13 protein-coding genes and 1 tRNA gene are annotated in these 15,443 nt (G+C 45.9%); 5 read left to right on the top strand and 9 right to left on the bottom strand.

Annotated elements, in window-relative coordinates:
- Window positions 1–252 precede the first annotated feature (252 nt).
- Window positions 253–1,629 (bottom strand): glycoside hydrolase family 47 protein, encoded by a 1,377-nt coding sequence (locus VFC92_12570; protein HZK09014.1) that lies wholly within the window; start codon window positions 1,627–1,629, stop codon window positions 253–255.
- A gap of 330 nt (window positions 1,630–1,959) precedes the next feature.
- Here VFC92_12570 and VFC92_12565 point away from each other — a divergent pair, with 330 nt between their 5' ends.
- The 4 genes from VFC92_12565 to VFC92_12550 all read left to right on the top strand — a co-directional run bounded on the left by VFC92_12565 (window position 1,960) and on the right by VFC92_12550 (window position 6,532).
- Window positions 1,960–3,048, top strand: a complete 1,089-nt coding sequence (locus tag VFC92_12565) for an endonuclease/exonuclease/phosphatase family protein (protein HZK09013.1) — start codon at window positions 1,960–1,962, stop codon at window positions 3,046–3,048.
- Window positions 3,045–4,001: a radical SAM protein gene (locus VFC92_12560; GenBank protein HZK09012.1), complete on the top strand. Its 957-nt coding sequence runs from the start codon at window positions 3,045–3,047 to the stop codon at window positions 3,999–4,001. Before VFC92_12565 ends, VFC92_12560 begins: the two co-directional genes overlap by 4 nt.
- A gap of 254 nt (window positions 4,002–4,255) precedes the next feature.
- Window positions 4,256–5,530 (top strand): DEAD/DEAH box helicase, encoded by a 1,275-nt coding sequence (locus tag VFC92_12555; protein HZK09011.1) that lies wholly within the window; start codon window positions 4,256–4,258, stop codon window positions 5,528–5,530.
- Between the two features lie 63 nt (window positions 5,531–5,593).
- Window positions 5,594–6,532 carry a hypothetical protein gene (locus tag VFC92_12550; protein ID HZK09010.1) on the top strand — a complete coding sequence of 313 codons (939 nt, stop codon included), beginning with the start codon at window positions 5,594–5,596 and terminating at the stop codon, window positions 6,530–6,532.
- 195 nt (window positions 6,533–6,727) lie between these two features.
- On the opposite strand, the gene VFC92_12545 is transcribed toward VFC92_12550, so the two are convergent.
- From VFC92_12545 to VFC92_12520, 6 genes are all read right to left on the bottom strand, one after another.
- Window positions 6,728–7,312, bottom strand: coding sequence for a DUF4294 domain-containing protein (locus tag VFC92_12545; protein ID HZK09009.1), 585 nt, complete (start codon window positions 7,310–7,312; stop codon window positions 6,728–6,730).
- Between the two features lie 86 nt (window positions 7,313–7,398).
- Window positions 7,399–8,631 carry an ATP-dependent Clp protease ATP-binding subunit ClpX gene (gene clpX, locus VFC92_12540; GenBank protein HZK09008.1) on the bottom strand — a complete coding sequence of 411 codons (1,233 nt, stop codon included), beginning with the start codon at window positions 8,629–8,631 and terminating at the stop codon, window positions 7,399–7,401.
- Window positions 8,632–8,670: 39 nt separating this feature from the next.
- Window positions 8,671–9,348 carry an ATP-dependent Clp endopeptidase proteolytic subunit ClpP gene (gene clpP, locus VFC92_12535; protein HZK09007.1) on the bottom strand — a complete coding sequence of 226 codons (678 nt, stop codon included), beginning with the start codon at window positions 9,346–9,348 and terminating at the stop codon, window positions 8,671–8,673.
- Window positions 9,349–9,409: 61 nt separating this feature from the next.
- Window positions 9,410–10,882 (bottom strand): trigger factor, encoded by a 1,473-nt coding sequence (locus VFC92_12530; GenBank protein HZK09006.1) that lies wholly within the window; start codon window positions 10,880–10,882, stop codon window positions 9,410–9,412.
- A 189-nt stretch (window positions 10,883–11,071) separates the two neighbouring features.
- Window positions 11,072–11,521 (bottom strand): C-GCAxxG-C-C family protein, encoded by a 450-nt coding sequence (locus VFC92_12525; GenBank protein ID HZK09005.1) that lies wholly within the window; start codon window positions 11,519–11,521, stop codon window positions 11,072–11,074.
- A 77-nt stretch (window positions 11,522–11,598) separates the two neighbouring features.
- Window positions 11,599–11,683: transfer RNA gene (locus tag VFC92_12520), tRNA-Leu, on the bottom strand.
- A gap of 146 nt (window positions 11,684–11,829) precedes the next feature.
- Between VFC92_12520 and VFC92_12515 the strand changes: the two genes are divergently transcribed.
- Window positions 11,830–13,053: a DUF6051 family protein gene (locus VFC92_12515; protein ID HZK09004.1), complete on the top strand. Its 1,224-nt coding sequence runs from the start codon at window positions 11,830–11,832 to the stop codon at window positions 13,051–13,053.
- 62 nt (window positions 13,054–13,115) lie between these two features.
- Here the strand turns inward: VFC92_12515 and VFC92_12510 are convergent, their stop codons facing one another.
- Window positions 13,116–13,940, bottom strand: coding sequence for an aminotransferase class IV (locus VFC92_12510; protein HZK09003.1), 825 nt, complete (start codon window positions 13,938–13,940; stop codon window positions 13,116–13,118).
- 51 nt (window positions 13,941–13,991) lie between these two features.
- A complete protein-coding gene (locus VFC92_12505) occupies window positions 13,992–15,155 on the bottom strand; it encodes a hypothetical protein (protein ID HZK09002.1) in 1,164 nt (387 codons plus the stop codon).
- Window positions 15,156–15,443 lie beyond the last annotated feature (288 nt).

Raw genomic sequence — 15,443 nt, 5'->3', positions numbered from 1 at the left:
TTATACTTGCGTCAGATTGTAGCGATTCCAATATCAGTTTTCTGAAATGTCCCAACCATTTCCTCCAGATGTTGAAGAAGGGGCTATCTTTCATTGAAAAGCAGGAAATCCAAACGAAGCGCTCTGCCTGGCGAACTCGGATAAAGCCCGGCAGTTGTGCTCCCCTCTCCAATTGGAGAGGGGTCGGGGGTGAGGTAAAAAGAAAGAATTCCTCCATGTTCTTAAGAATCAAATATTCTAAAATTTAAAAATTTATCTGGCAAAATTACTCTTTTTGAATGGGTGTGCTTCGGTGCTCAGGACGTGCTCATCCAGAAAATGATCGTATTCATCACTGAAAGTCAGATAGAGATATTTGAGTGTTTCGGCAAAGAAAAAAGTCGGTAGCTCGTCGCTGCGCTCTTTGGTTTTTACGTTGGCAATGGAAGTATAGGCGACATCGTATCGGCAATGCTCTAGCAAATCCTCAAAAATGGTGACGTTCATCTGCATGTATTTTTCGTCGTTGGTGTAATAATAAAGGTAATACGCCGACTCAACAATCTCAGGGTTCAGGTCGTAAGAAGGATGCGTGATGCTGTCGGTGCCGTAGTCGTAAACCATTGGCTCAAGCCCATTTTTATTCCACAGCCAAAACCACGAATCCTGAAAGTCGGCGGCCTGATTTATTTTTTGGCTTAAAGCCAAAACTGCCGGAAAGAAGGCGTCGTAGAGCGTTACCACTCGATTAATGATTTCACCGGTGTTCATGTCGACCTGTCCATACCATAATCTGCCGTTTATTTTTTCGGTCAGATGTCTGTTGATAGCTTTCAGACTTTGCTTCCACATATCACCCAGCTCTTCGTCGCCAAAAAGTAGCGATCCTTTACAAAGATATTCGTAGTAGCTGTCGATGCAGCAACCGATGTGACTTCGTTCATCCGTCCATTCGCCGCTGACGATGTTGATGCGTTCGCCTATAAGCCCGATGGGCGAGCGGCGGCTAAAAATTGCCATCGAAGCGGCCTTGGCTTTTTGATAATAAATCGGATTGCCGGTGTAGTGGCTCAGCATGCCCATTTCGATAAGATAACTGCCGGCTTCAGCAACATTTACTTCGTCACCTTTCACGGCTCCGGTTTTTAGGTTGACCCAATAGTATGGTATGCCGGTGGGCGAATCGAAAGCAGGAAGCATCCGGTCACCAAAGTCGATAGCCTTGGCAAGCAGCGCTGTATCGTTGGTAAAATCAAACATGGTGAGCAGTCCGCCGAGGATGCGGATGTTGACTTCAAAAGTTTTAACAAAAATATCTTTATCAAAATCCACTTCCTCCTTCACGTACTTTTCCACCTCGGCGGCCTGCTCCTCCAAGTGCATCACCTTCATGGTGCTGTAGGCATCGATGGGGGATATGTGCAGCGAATGCTCGTACCAGTCGGAATAGCTGCGAGAAACAGGCTTGAGTAGATCGTGCGGCCAGGCGTAGGTTTTATAATCGTCCCAGGCACGAACAAACTCCGCCTTCACCTTTTCCGCCATTTCGGGATTCTGCGCAGAGGCTGTCCTGATGGCGAAGAATCCAATCAGCGTAAGCAGAAATAGTTTTTGATAAAATGATTTTGAAACGTTAGGTTTTATTCTCATTTTTCTTTTTTTTATAAAAAAATATAAACTTTCTTTTTTCTTAATGTCCTATTTGTTAGTTGATGCGACATTGACCAATGGCCAAAAGTACTTTTTTTGCAACGATTCAATCCAGGGCTAACGCCGCCAAAATCCTGTGTCCTTTTATCCCCCGGTCTAAAGGCCGGGTTTAGCGAACATCCTGCAAATAATCAAGATTCTAATCGAAACACTTCCAAAGCTAAAATTGAAAGTCGACTGATGCCTCCGCAGATTTTTATAATTTAGCAGCCGGAAACTCATCTGGTTATTTTGGCTACAGCCAATTTCTGTTTTCTTAAAAAAAATGATATGAATCCAGACTCATCGTTTTACGAAATTTTATTGCTGATTACCACAGCCTCGGCTGTGATGTTGTTTATCGCAACTTTTATTACCACCCTCAATCTTCAGTATTGGTGGGTGCGCATCTTCGATTTCCCGCGCATACAAATAAGTCTGCTACTTGGCGTTGCGTTGGTGGCAGCTTTGTTTTTGTATGATTTCTCTTTTTGGTGGCATTATCTGATAATTGCAGGCATTGTGGCTTCGATTATTTATCAGGCTACAAAAATTTTCCCTTACACGCGGTTAGCTAAAAAGGAAGTTTTGGATGCCGGCCAGTGCGATCAGAAAGATGTGATTGCCATTATGGTGAGCAATGTCTTGCAATCCAATCGCAATGCACAGGCTCTGGTTGATTTGGTGCGTAAACGTAAGCCTGATATTTTGCTTACCCTTGAAACCAACAAATGGTGGCAGCAACAGCTCAAAGTATTAGAAAAAGATTATCCAAATAATAAAAAGGTTCCGCTCGAGAATCGCTATGGGATGCATTTGTATTCCAAATTAAAGCTCGATGATGTGCGTGTGGAATATCTGATTCAGGACGACATTCCTTCTGTCTCGGCTTATGCAACTTTGCGCAACGATCAGCGTGTAAAGATTCATTGTTTGCATCCGCGGCCGCCAAGTCCTACCGAAGCCGACAGCTCCGTGCCTCGTGACGCGGAGCTGCTGCTTACAGGTCGCCGCCTAAAGCCCGATAAAGAGTCAACGCTGGTTTTTGGCGACCTCAACGATGTGGCATGGTCGGGCACCACACGACTTTTTCAAAAGATAAGTGGTATGGCTGATCCGCGAAAAGGTAGAGGCTTTTTTAATACTTTTAATGCCATGCACTGGTATTTGCGTTGGCCGCTCGACCACTTGTTTCATTCCACCGATTTTAAGATAGTTTCATTGGAACGCTTGCCATCAATAGGCTCCGACCACTTCCCGATCCTCGTCACCCTTTGCTTTGTTCCGTCTGCGCGCTTGCAGCAGGACACGCCTGTCGCTGACCAGGAAGATCGTCAAGAGGCCGATGAGAAAATTGAAAATGGGAAAAAAGAGGCATGATGAAATCTATTGTTGAGGCTGATTACACTCATTTTCTGGAGCCATTTCAAAATTGTTCGCTGTGCCCGCGCCAATGCAACGTGGATCGGCTGACGGGAGCTGCCGGCTGGTGCCGAAGCGATGCCGGTTTTAATATCGCTTCCATTTGTATTCATCATGGTGAAGAGCCTGTGATAGGAGGGGAGGCGGGTATTTGCAACGTTTTTTTTGATCATTGCAACCTGCAGTGTGTCTATTGTCAAAACGATCAGATCAGCAGCAACAAACTAAAACATTCTGTTCGCTACCCTTCGCTTCAGGTAGTAGTGGATGATATTTTAAAATGTCTGGATCAGGGATGCAAAAGCGTGGGTTTTGTCTCGCCGTCGCATTATGTGCCGCACGTGAAGATGATTGTGACGGCGCTGAAAGATTTGGGACGAAATCCGGTTATCGTTTATAATACCAATGCGTATGATCGGGTGGAAACCCTGCGCAGCCTCGAAAACATCGTGGATGTTTATCTACCTGATTTTAAATATTTGGATGCTGCGCTGGCAAAGCGTTATTCGCGGGCAAAAGATTATCCCGAAGTTGCCATGAAAGCTTTGCGCGAAATGTACCGCCAGAAAGGCTCTTCACTCATCACCGACGAGGAGGGTGTGGCTACAAGTGGAATTTTGGTTCGGCATCTGGTGTTGCCCGGACAAATCGAAAATAGTGTGGCGGCATTGCGCTTTCTGGCCGAAGAAATTTCTACATCTATCCACATCTCGCTGATGTCGCAGTATGCGCCCACGCTGGCTGTACAACATTTTGCCGGACTCAACCGTGGCATCACTCAGGAGGAGTATCGCCAGGTACTCGAAGCTTTTGATGAACTGGGCTTCCGCAATGGTTTTATCCAGGAGTTGGAGAGCGGAGCTAATTATAATCCGGATTTCGATAGAGTGCATCCTTTTGAGGGGATATAAAATAGATTGGAAATGTCAAGTCCTTTACTACAAAATTTGGTATTCGATGTTCCTTTCGAAAGGCTGGTTTCGACAGGTTGACTTCGACAGGCTCAGCCACCGTAATCACCGCAGGGCAGGCTTTATTTGATATTCTTTTTTTTAATTTAATTGATTACAATTTTTCTTATCTTATCCGGCAAAGCTGTTTTAAACTTAGCTTTGCGCAAAATTGTTGATGAATAAATATCAACCTGTAAAACAAAGGAGTACTATTGACTTTTTCTGATTTCAAACTGCATGATGCCGTGATGGAAGGCATAGAAGCCATTGGCTACGAAATACCCACAACTGTTCAGGAGCAAGCCATTCCGCACATCATGGCGCAAAAAGATGTGATAGCCTGCGCACAGACAGGCACCGGCAAAACCGCCGCTTATGTGTTGCCACTGCTTCATAACCTGCTGACGCATTCTTCCGGCGGCCACAGCATCCGCGCACTGGTCATCGCCCCCACACGCGAGCTTGCCGTGCAACTCGACCAACATTTCGAAGGCCTTGCTTATTACGCCGGCATAAGTTCTCTCGCAGTCTATGGGGGAGGTACCGGTGCAGATTTTGAAATTGAGAAAAAAGCTGTTAAAGAAGGTGCAGATGTGATCGTTGCTACTCCCGGCCGCTTGATTTCGCATCTTAACCTGGGTTATGTAAAGTTGGACAAGCTAAGCTGCCTAATCCTCGACGAAGCCGACCGTATGCTCGACATGGGCTTTTTGCCCGACATCCAGCGCATCATTAGCTTCCTGCCCAAGGAGCGACAAACGCTGATGTTTTCGGCTACCATGCCCGAGGAGATTCGACAGATGGCGCGAAAGGTAATGCACGATCCCGTGGAGATCAGTCTGGAAGTATCGAAACCTGCCGAGAATGTTCTGCAGGCTGCCTATCTGGTGCACGACAGCCAGAAGACAAAACTGCTCAAGACTTTGATACATGATAAAAAAGAACTTGCTTCGATATTAATTTTTTCAGCTACTAAATCCAGTGTGAAAGACCTCGAAAAGGAGCTCAAGCGAATGAAGATGGACGTGAGCGCCATCCATTCCGACCTGGACCAAAACGTGCGCAAAGAGGTTCTCAATGATTTTAAAAATCGTCACACGCGCATTCTTGTAGCCACCGATATTGTTTCCCGAGGCATTGATGTGGATGACATCAGTCTGGTGCTCAACTACAATGTGCCACAAGATGCCGAAGATTATGTACACCGCGTGGGTCGTACTGCCCGTGCCGAAAAAACTGGTATTGCCATCACTTTTATCAATCAGAAAGAAGTGCGTAACTTTCAAAAGATAGAAAAACTCATCGGCAGCGAGGTGCGCAAGATGCCGCTTCCCGAAGAACTGGGCGAGGGACCAAAATATGAAGTGTCGAATCGGAGCTTTGGAGGTGATCGTGGTAGAGCTGGCGGCGGTAAACCATTTCGTAAAAAACCAGCCAGCAAAAGTGTTTCACGCCAAAAGCGCAAGCCACGCCCACCGAAAGCATAGGGATAATCCGTTGTAAATTTTACCTATTTTTGCGCTGTACGATTTATTAATAATCATTCATCAATGAGTGTTCCTATCAAAGAACTTAGCTACGACGAGATTAGCAACATCCTGAAAGAGAAGGATAGCCGTGTGCTTTTCCGTAAAACCAACATCATCCCCGACGACGAGGATCTTTTTGCGGAGCTGCAGACTTACGTCAACGATAAGAACATCCCCCATAAGTCAGTTCTGGGTGTCGATATTTACCAGTACAGCACCGGCTACAGCCACTTTGAACAGTCGCTCATACCTTTCTTATTCCGCCGTTTTATGGAGGTGGCCATAGAGCAATGCTTTGCCAACCACAAGTATATTTTTCAGAAATACGATCAGGAAAAGATCAACAAGCATTTCATCAGCACCGGCGACGGCGGCTTTTTCATCTTTGATACACCCCTGCACTCGTTGCTTTTTGCCATCAACATGGCCATCATACTGCGCGTTTATAACGCTTTTCATTTTTATCCCAAACTACGCAGTATCATCGGCAGCATCAATTTGCGTTATGCCATCACTTACGACAATATCTACAAATTTGGCGACAACTTTTTTGGCCGCGCCATCATCAACTGTGCCCGCATCCTGCAGCGCGACAATCTGAACCGCTGCCTGATAGACCAAAATGTGAATAAATGGTTTTTGGTAAACATTGGTGGGCTGGAAAATCTGCAGGTAATCACCATGACCGAAATTTCAAATATTGAGGAATTTCTCAACGATTACGAATGCAACATCCTCGACGATTATCCGGACGAGATATTCGGAATTATCGAAAAACGTACTTATGGAATTATCAATTCCGACATCCTAAAAATCGGCATTATCAAATCAAAAAATACCGAGCTCAACATTTACCTCCTTCATTTGCAGGTAGCGCTCAAACTCATCAACGACGACGATCCCGAACAAACCAAGGTATTTACTATCAGTCTGGGAAATCTTAATACCACCGGGATTTAATTGTTTGTTTTTCCCTCCGACAGGCTGGTTTCGACTTGGTTCGGCTCCGCTCACCAACCGACGTCAGCCACCAAAGAGCAGGTTGTTTTTCGTGAAATCTCACAGTATTATTCTGTGTAGAACACGGTGCTAATCCATGTAAATACCTGAAATTTTGGTATTTGAAGGCTGCCGACTGAGAACTGAAGATTGCCTTTAGATCACTCCGTTTTCGATCATGCGCACGATCACTTCGATGTTGCGGTCTTCGCCTTCGGGTTCGTAATTTATTTTGAGGTTGTAACCAAATATCCGTGCAAACGACTGATAAAAGAAGGCGACAAACATTCCTCTAAAGTCCTGCACCAGGTTGTAGGAGGTGTTGCCCGTTTCGCGGTCGACAAGTTTTATGAGTATTTTGCCCTGGCTGATGGTGAGTTTGCGCAGTTCGCCACCATATTCTTCGTGTATCTGTTTTTCGATCTCTTTCATAATTTGTCGCTTTTCGCGATCGCTCTCTACGTGGCTGAGCACGGTTTCGTATTCCACAAGTTTTTGTCCGGCGAGTTTGGCCCAGGGATACACACGCTTTACGTTGCGGATAAGCCTGTTGTTTTGGCGCACTTCACGCTGGGTTTTAAATATCCGGAAATCAAAAACTTCTACCGGCGACAGGTTGATGTATGGTAGCGTGTCGCCATCGACAACGCGGACGGGAAGGAGATGATATTTGGATTCCTGTGCATGCAGCAGGGGAGTTGCAGCGAAAATTACAAATATTACAAAAAGTATATTTCGCATAAATTGGTTTTTTAATGCAAAATAACGCAACAAACGAGCCGAATATTTGAGGCGCAGGCTAAACTGCTGTCTAAACGAGCGGGAGGCTAAGCTACACGCATGCCTGCAAAGCTTTTGCTTTGAAGACGCTGCGCAGCGTATTTGCCGGTGACTTCCAGTTTTTTCACATTCTTTTTATCGGGCAGTTCAAACATAGCATCCGTAAGGATAGCTTCCATGATGGAGCGCAATCCGCGGGCACCCAACTTGAATTCAAGGGCTTTTTCGACCATAAAACTCAGAGCATCGTCAGTGAAGGTAAGTTCGATGCCGTCGATTTGGAACAGCCGGATGAACTGTTTGGTGAGCGCATTTTTTGGTTCGGTGAGGATGCGTTTCAGTGCCGAAGCATCCAGTGGATTGAGGAACGACACCACCGGCATGCGCCCTACAATTTCGGGGATGAGTCCAAACTTTTTAAGATCGGGTGGGGCGACGTATTGCAACATGTTGCTCTTGTCGATGGCTTCGATTTCTTTTACGATTTGGTAGCCCACTACATTGGTGCGCATACGTGATGCAATAATTTTATCGATGCCATTGAAGGCGCCTCCGGCGACGAACAATATGTTTTGTGTGTTGACCTGCACATATTTTTGATCGGGATGCTTACGACCTCCCTGCGGTGGCACATTCACAATGGAACCTTCGAGCAACTTGAGCAGCGCCTGCTGCACGCCTTCACCCGATACGTCGCGAGTGATGGAAGGGTTGTCGCTCTTGCGGGCTATCTTATCTATCTCATCGATAAACACGATGCCCCGCTCGGCGGCTTTCACATCGTAATTAGAAGCCATCAAAAGTCTGGAAAGAATGCTCTCCACGTCTTCGCCCACATAGCCGGCCTCGGTAAGGATGGTGGCATCGGCTATGGCAAAAGGAACTTTCAGCATCCGTGCGATGGTTCGTGCCATCAGCGTTTTGCCGGTTCCGGTTTCGCCCACGATGATGATGTTCGACTTTTCGATCTCTACATCATCTTCCTCACTTTGTTTGGTTTGGTCGATGCGTTTGTAATGGTTGTAAACCGCCACCGAAAGCACGCGCTTGGATTCTTCCTGACCGATAACATACTGATCGAGAAAATGCTTTATCTCGGTAGGTTTGGGCAGTTTAAGTTTGGCGTGGCTTTTATGTGCAATCTTACTATCCTCTTCCAGAATGGCCGCAGCTTGTTCCACGCATTCGTTGCAGATGTTCCCATCGATGCCCATGATGAGCATCCCGGTTTCGTTTCTGCTTCTTCCGCAAAAAGAACATTTATCGGATTGTTTGGCCATTATCAGAAAGGGTATTAATTATTAAAAAAGAAGATAGCATTATTTTTTGGGGCGGTCGAGCACTTCGTCAATCATTCCATATTCTTTGGCTTCCTGCGAGGTAAGCCAGTAGTCGCGGTCGGCATCTTTCCAAATTTTCTCAGCATCCTGCTTGCTGTGCTTGGCGATGATTTCGTAGAGTTCATTTTTGAGTTTTAAAATCTCGCGAGCAGTAATTTCGATATCGGAAGCCTGACCCTGAGCGCCGCCCATGGGCTGGTGGATAAGTATGCGAGAGTGCTTGAGGGCTGTGCGTTTGCCAGGCTCTCCGGCGCACAACAATATGGCGCCCATCGATGCGGCCATGCCTGTACAAATAGTAGCTACGTCGCTGCCGATGTATTGCATGGTGTCGTAGATGCCCAGCCCGGCATACACCGATCCGCCGGGGGTGTTGAGGTAAACTTGTATGTCTTTCGACGAGTCGGCCGATTCGAGATAGAGGAGCTGTGCCTGAACGATGTTGGCAACATGGTCGTCGATGGGCACGCCCAGAAATATGATGCGATCCATCATCAGTCGCGAAAAGACGTCCATCTGTGCCACGTTAAGCTGTCGCTCTTCGATAATTGTGGGCGAGATGTAATTGGTGTAAACCGAAGTGTATTTGTGCAGCGACATGCTGCTGATGCCGCGGTGTCCGACAGCGTATTTATTAAAATCTTTGGGTGAATACATCATTGTTTTTTCGTGTTAATTTGTTCTTAAAACGACTGCTTTTCGCAAATGTTCATGTACATTATTTCACTTCGCTGTCGTGCTCAGTTTCCTGATCGTCGGTATGGTCATGGTTATGATCGTGATCGTGATCGTGATTGTGCTCTTGGTCATGATCCAATTCTGATAATTCCTCAACCTTTTGTTTCATCTCATCAGGAGTAACTCCAACCACCGTTTTCTGAACATGTTCGTTCATTAAGTCGGCAATACGCTCGTTATAAATTTGGTCGTGGGTGCGGTGTACTTCCTCCTTATTTTTTTCCATATAGTTGTCGGCAAGCATTACCAATTGCTTGTTGAGTTCTTCGTCGTCAGAATCTAAGCCACTGGAAGCCGAAAAATATCTGCGGAACTGATTCATGATTTCGGTGCGTACGTCATGGTCGCTTACAGCTACCTCAGGATATTTTTTTATCAGCGCATCCTGCACCAGTTGCAGCTTCATCCCGCCACGATAATTGTCGTAATCTTTTTCAATTTCCTCCATTGGTATCTGGCCGTCATTGTTTGCAAAGAGCCATTTTTTGAGGAATTCATCAGGAAGTTGCAAATCGTTGATTTCGATGATATGATCGAAGGCGCGACGGGCAAAAATGTGTTTGCTGTCATTGTCATAAAAGCGTTTTACTTCCTGACGCATTCTTTCTTTGAACTCCTCTTCAGTGTTTAATTGGGTGTCAGGGAAAACAGCCTTAAAAAACTCTTCGTTGAGTTCTGCGGGTTGGAAATGCTCGATCTTTCCTATTTCCATATTAAAGTCGCCGGAGATTTTTTCGGCTTCTTTTTCTTCCATTCCCAGCATTTTAGCAGCAGCTGCAGGATTGGCAGTAATTTTTAAAGGATCGAAATTGAACGATTGGGCCACTTTGCTGCCTATCAATTTTTCGCGGAAGCTATCGTCGGTGATGCTGGCAACTGAAATTCTTGTTTTGCTAGAAATGCCTTTTTTGTTGATTTTGCCATCTACGTCAAGCTCATCAATCTGTACATCCAAAAAGTCGTCGGCTTCAACGGTTTCTTTTTCTACAAATTTTCCCTGATCTTCCAAGGCTCTTTCGATGAATGGTTGCAGCGTGTCGTCATCAATTTTCACATCAAATTTTTCGATGGGAGCGAGAGCGGTAAGATCCACGTTTACTGCAGGCGCAAAACCGATGTCGAAATAAAAAGTAAAATTACGGTCGCGGATGAAGTCGATGCCTTTTTCGTCGGGTCGGGACAGTGGATAGCCCAACAGGTCGAGCGAATTGTCGCTGATATATTTCTGCAAAGCTTCAGAAACCACTTTATTCACCTCCTCGACGAGCAGGGCAGTACCATATTTTTTTTCGATTATGCTGGCTGGAACTTTGCCCGGACGGAATCCTGGCATCACAGCCTTGCGTCTGTGCTCGCGCAATTCTTTCTGATATTGTTCCTGATAATCCTCCTGGTTTATCTCCAGTTTGATGACCCCACTCAGGGTGTCGGTAGTTTCGTGTGTGATGTTCATATAGTCAGTTTTTACTATTTTAGGCTGCAAAAGTACTACAAAACCTTTTACACCCACTTTTGCCGGCCTTCCGGTTTTATTACGTTTTCTATCTGTTTTCCCTAATCAGGGAGAGCTTTTTATCGGAATCCTTCTGCCCTTTGCGGTGAGGGGTTCTTTGTTTGGGCCAGATCTTTTGTTATTTTTTATTCAAAGATGTTTGTCGGTAATTTTATCAACCAGCGCAATGGCCGCGCAAATGAAACCGGCGCATTCGTTATCAAAAACATTATTGGCGTGTGCCTGCAGGCGATCGGGAGCGTTTTTTATCTGCAACCCTATCAGCTCGCTACATTTGAGCGAATTGAACCTCTCGAGAAACTGATTTCTAAAATCTTCTGCAGCAGCCTTTAGTTCTGGCTTTTTTTCGGGTGTATGCTGCGTATGCCCCAGCTTAAGGCCAAGCACCAACAGCGCTGCCGAAACAGCTCCGCATATTTCACCTTCGCCCATGCCACCGCCCAATGCCGCACCCATGCGCTCCAATTCATCACGTGATAGTTCTAGTTCTTCAGCGTAAGCGCTCAAAACTGATTGCGCACAATTAAGCTCGCCGGCAAATTGTTGCCGCGCATAGAGGCACTTTTCATTCGTCGTCATGTTTACTTCTTTCTCCTGATTTATTATTAAAACAAAACCCTCAATGAATCATTGAGGGTCAGGTTCTTAAAACAATTTGGTGCGGGTGAAGGGACTCGAACCCACACGTCTTTCGACACCAGATCCTAAGTCTGGCGCGTCTACCAATTCCGCCACACCCGCTTTTGAGGCTGCAAATATAGATGTTTTTGAAAAGTAGGATGTTTTTTGTCCGACCATTTTGCGTAAGCACACAAATAAAGAGCGGTCAGCACTACAAAATTTCCAATGATTCGTCTACCAACCACTTTTTCTGTTTATTTTGCAGCATGGATTACAAGAGCGATTACCACTATTTGCGCAACATAACCGACAATCCCTCCAGGGAAATTGATCTTTATCAGGGCGAATATCGCTTGCACCGTCAGTCGTTCGTTTCTGAAAATTGTCATATTCTTCCCGGCGAGGATCATTACAGTGATCAGGGCATCACATTTCAGCGCACGCCTGATTTCCGGCACGCTATCTCGCCCGAGATCAATGAAATACTCAACCTGGCCGATTCGAAGGTGCGCGAAAATCGATATTTCGACTACATCATTTTTAAGCCGGCGTTTCCGGCCAAAGCCCGCGGCATTATTATGATGTTTCACGGATTGAACGAAAAAAACTGGGACAAATATTTGGTGTGGGCGCGTCAATTGATGCAGCGCACTGGCAAAGCTGTTGTTTTGTTCCCCATCGCTTTTCACATGAATCGTTCGCCCGAAGAGTGGTCGCACACCCGTCTGATGAACGGTCTAAAAAATGTACGTCAGGGCTTTTTTCCGGCGGTGGTGGCGTCGTCGTTTGCCAATGTGGCCATCAGCACGCGTCTGCACATACTGCCGCAGCGTTTCTTTTGGTCGGGCGTGCTGACTTTCTGGGATGTCGTTCAGTTGATCAATCAGATAAGGGCGGGGCAGCACCCGCTTATCCACGCAGAAGCTACAATTGATTTCTTTGCCTATAGCATCGGCGCTTTCCTTACGCAGGTGATGCTGATGGATAACCCGCAAGGGCTGCTTGATAAGTCGCGTCTGTTTATCTTTTGCGGCGGGCCAGCGTTCAACAGGATGTCGCCGGTGCGCAAAACCATCCTCGACAGCGAAGCCAATATCGCTTTGTATTCTTTCTTTATCGAACATCTCGATAGTTATCTGAAAACCGACCCGAGGCTGACGCATTATTTCAGCAGCGCCCACAGCGAAGGGCTTGTATTCCGGTCGATGATCGATTATAATAAACTGATCGATATGCGCGAAGAGAAGCTAAACCAAATCAGCAGTCGGCTGATGGCTGTGGCACTCAAAAAAGATACAGTGGTTCCTTATTACGAAGTGCTCAATACTTTGCGTGGCACCGAGCGATCGATTCCCATCGCAGTGAAAGTGATTGATTTTCCGTTTCCCTATTCGCACGAAACCCCCTTTCCGCTCAACGATAATCACCAATCAGCCGTCAGTGCAGCCGTAGATCAGGTTTTTAGTATGGCAGCAGAGTTTCTTAATTGAGATTTTTAAAATTGAAATATTCGGATTTGTTTACTCCGACTACTTGCGGAAGGTTAGTGATTCTAACTATTCCGGATAGCTACCTCAATGAGCTGGTTGTATAGCTTCATCACCTTTTGCACGACGGGATGTTTTACATCGAGTTCATGATCATCAATCCGGCTCACAGGCATTACGCGCGGTGACGTGCCGGTAATAACGGCTGCCTGCACCTGGCCGATTACATCAAGGTTAATAGCCTTTTCTATGACTCGAATATTATTTTTCATACAAAGTTCCAGCACCTTCTGCCGTGTGATTCCTCCCAGCACCAAATCCAATGGCGCCGTTTGGAGTACGTCATCAATTACAAAAAAGATATTCGACTTGCTGCCTTCGGTAACCAATCCCTGCTGATTTACGAGCAGCACTTCATCGGCGCCGCTGGCTTTCTTCAGCGCTTCGGCTTGTTGCGTGAGAGAAGTATTCACCACTTTTGCGTTTGGTTTTGAGCGTTCAAGTTGCAAACTTCTCAAATTGTATCCCTGCAGGTATTCGGCTGGGGTAGGATAGTGGTGCGGAACGAAAAATGCATACAACTCCTGACGACCACTTTCCTGAATTTTCTTTGGAAATGCTACCGTGATGCGAATATTCCCTTCGCGGACAACATTCTTATCTGCCAGATGATGGATAGCATCTGCCAACGATTCAAGTGTTGTTTCCAATTGTCGGTGCATTAGTGCTGCCGATTGTTGCAAGCGCAGCAGATGTTCGTCCAAAAACAACGGAACCCCATCAATCAGGCGAAGCACCTCATACACCGACGGAACTTCGGGCATGCCGCCAAAATCTCTAGCAGCTTTTAGTTGCTGATTGTGCAAATAATATTTTCCAATGATTTTCATGGCTTCTTTTTTTTAATCTTTATGTTTCGGGATAATAATAAACTTTGGCTTTCACAAATTGCTTTGCCGCTGGTGGGGGCGATTCAGCGAATTTTGTAGCAGGTTGTAGGTGGGCTTAAACTCGGTGCGCAGCAGTGGCCATTTGTCTTTATAAAAACTGAAGAGCTTCAGTACTTTATCATAATTGCTGTTGAGGTACATTTTGATTGCCGAATGTTTCACTGGCGGATTCATGGATTCTGCTACGTTTTTGGCCGTGAGCGGGATATTATTTTTACGCAAGTCGATCACGATGTTTTCGATAAGATTCAGATAATTGAATGGTTTTTCCAAAGTGGTATTGAGATGGACGTCGTGGATTTCCTCCTGGCGTTGCATGGTGTTGAAGTTGAGAAAAAACTCCGGAATCTCCGTCACTTCCTGTCCACCGGCGGGGTGCAGATTGTTGGCGATACGCACGCCGGCCTTGATGGCATTTTCAAGTCTGAAATATTCGCCTTCGTAGCGCTTGATCTGCTCCAGCGCTCCGGCAGAAAATTGATAATTCCGCTGGAATTGCTCCGAAAGATTTTTGAGATAAAACCGGCAGGAGTCCACCAGTCGATCGCGGTACATTTCACGCATTTGCTTTAGCTGCGAACGCAAATTTTCGATAATGGCCCCGTTGGCTTTAAAAGCCTGCTCAAAGTCGTCCCACATAAATTTGTCGTCGTGTGCCTCGGCTATCAAAGCCGCAACCGACGCAGCATAAGCGTGCCCCACCAGGTCTTTTTCGCGCATGGTCACAGGTTTTGCTTCGGAAGTCATACCCAGGTTGCTGAAGCCGGGACGGAAATAAAAAAACACCAGATCGCTGCTTGAGCGAAGGTCATTGTTTCCGACGGAAATCATCAGTACCAGCTTTTGCAGCTCACTTAGCAAGTCATTATTGATGTTTTCGATGCCGGCGTCGATCCAGGGAAGCGCCTCTTTTTGCAGCCATTCGAAAGGAGTACGCCCCTTTCGCAGCTTTTCCAACGCCGCTTTACAACCATTGATGTTCATGGGTTCGCCATAAGGCATCTCGTTTTCGCTGCGGGTTGTGCGCGCCGCCAGCTGCTCTTGCTCTTCATCGTAATACACCACGTCCACCCGCTCCACGCCAGGCACCAGCAAGTGGCCGTAGCGAAGCAACTTAACGACAGGATGACGAACAAATGAAAATTCGGCAATCATCGGAGTAGGGTTTTTTAATGAGATTAACAGCCAACAAACCAAAACAGGCGCTAAGATAGTTTTTCTTCAGAAAACAATCACTTTTTTAAGTAATATTTTAAGTTTCTTAAGTAATGATATTAAGCACCTGTAAAAACGTAAGTAAGCTGCTTAAGCTAAAAATAACCTCTACTAATCCCTGATAATGCTTGTTTCAAGCGCTTTGATGACTTATTTTTGCAATGCCTTTTGATCGAATTTCTAATGATGTTATTGGAAATTCTGAACTGAGGTTAAGATTTTTTAATC

This window comes from Bacteroidales bacterium (assembly GCA_035647615.1).
Classification (GTDB): Bacteria; Bacteroidota; Bacteroidia; order Bacteroidales; family 4484-276; genus SABY01.
Note: the sequence above shows the minus strand (reverse complement) of the source record. Positions and strands in the feature narration are given on the sequence as shown.

Coding starts and splice junctions, on each gene's coding strand:
- VFC92_12505 (HZK09002.1), bottom strand. CDS start 15,155: ATGATTGCCGAATTTTCATTTGTTCGTCATCCTGTCGTTAAGTTGCTT.
- VFC92_12530 (HZK09006.1), bottom strand. CDS start 10,882: ATGAACATCACACACGAAACTACCGACACCCTGAGTGGGGTCATCAAA.
- VFC92_12525 (HZK09005.1), bottom strand. CDS start 11,521: ATGACGACGAATGAAAAGTGCCTCTATGCGCGGCAACAATTTGCCGGC.
- VFC92_12510 (HZK09003.1), bottom strand. CDS start 13,940: ATGAAAATCATTGGAAAATATTATTTGCACAATCAGCAACTAAAAGCT.
- VFC92_12570 (HZK09014.1), bottom strand. CDS start 1,629: ATGAGAATAAAACCTAACGTTTCAAAATCATTTTATCAAAAACTATTT.
- VFC92_12560 (HZK09012.1), top strand. CDS start 3,045: ATGATGAAATCTATTGTTGAGGCTGATTACACTCATTTTCTGGAGCCA.
- clpP (HZK09007.1), bottom strand. CDS start 9,348: ATGTATTCACCCAAAGATTTTAATAAATACGCTGTCGGACACCGCGGC.
- VFC92_12565 (HZK09013.1), top strand. CDS start 1,960: ATGAATCCAGACTCATCGTTTTACGAAATTTTATTGCTGATTACCACA.
- clpX (HZK09008.1), bottom strand. CDS start 8,631: ATGGCCAAACAATCCGATAAATGTTCTTTTTGCGGAAGAAGCAGAAAC.
- VFC92_12550 (HZK09010.1), top strand. CDS start 5,594: ATGAGTGTTCCTATCAAAGAACTTAGCTACGACGAGATTAGCAACATC.
- VFC92_12545 (HZK09009.1), bottom strand. CDS start 7,312: ATGCGAAATATACTTTTTGTAATATTTGTAATTTTCGCTGCAACTCCC.
- VFC92_12515 (HZK09004.1), top strand. CDS start 11,830: ATGGATTACAAGAGCGATTACCACTATTTGCGCAACATAACCGACAAT.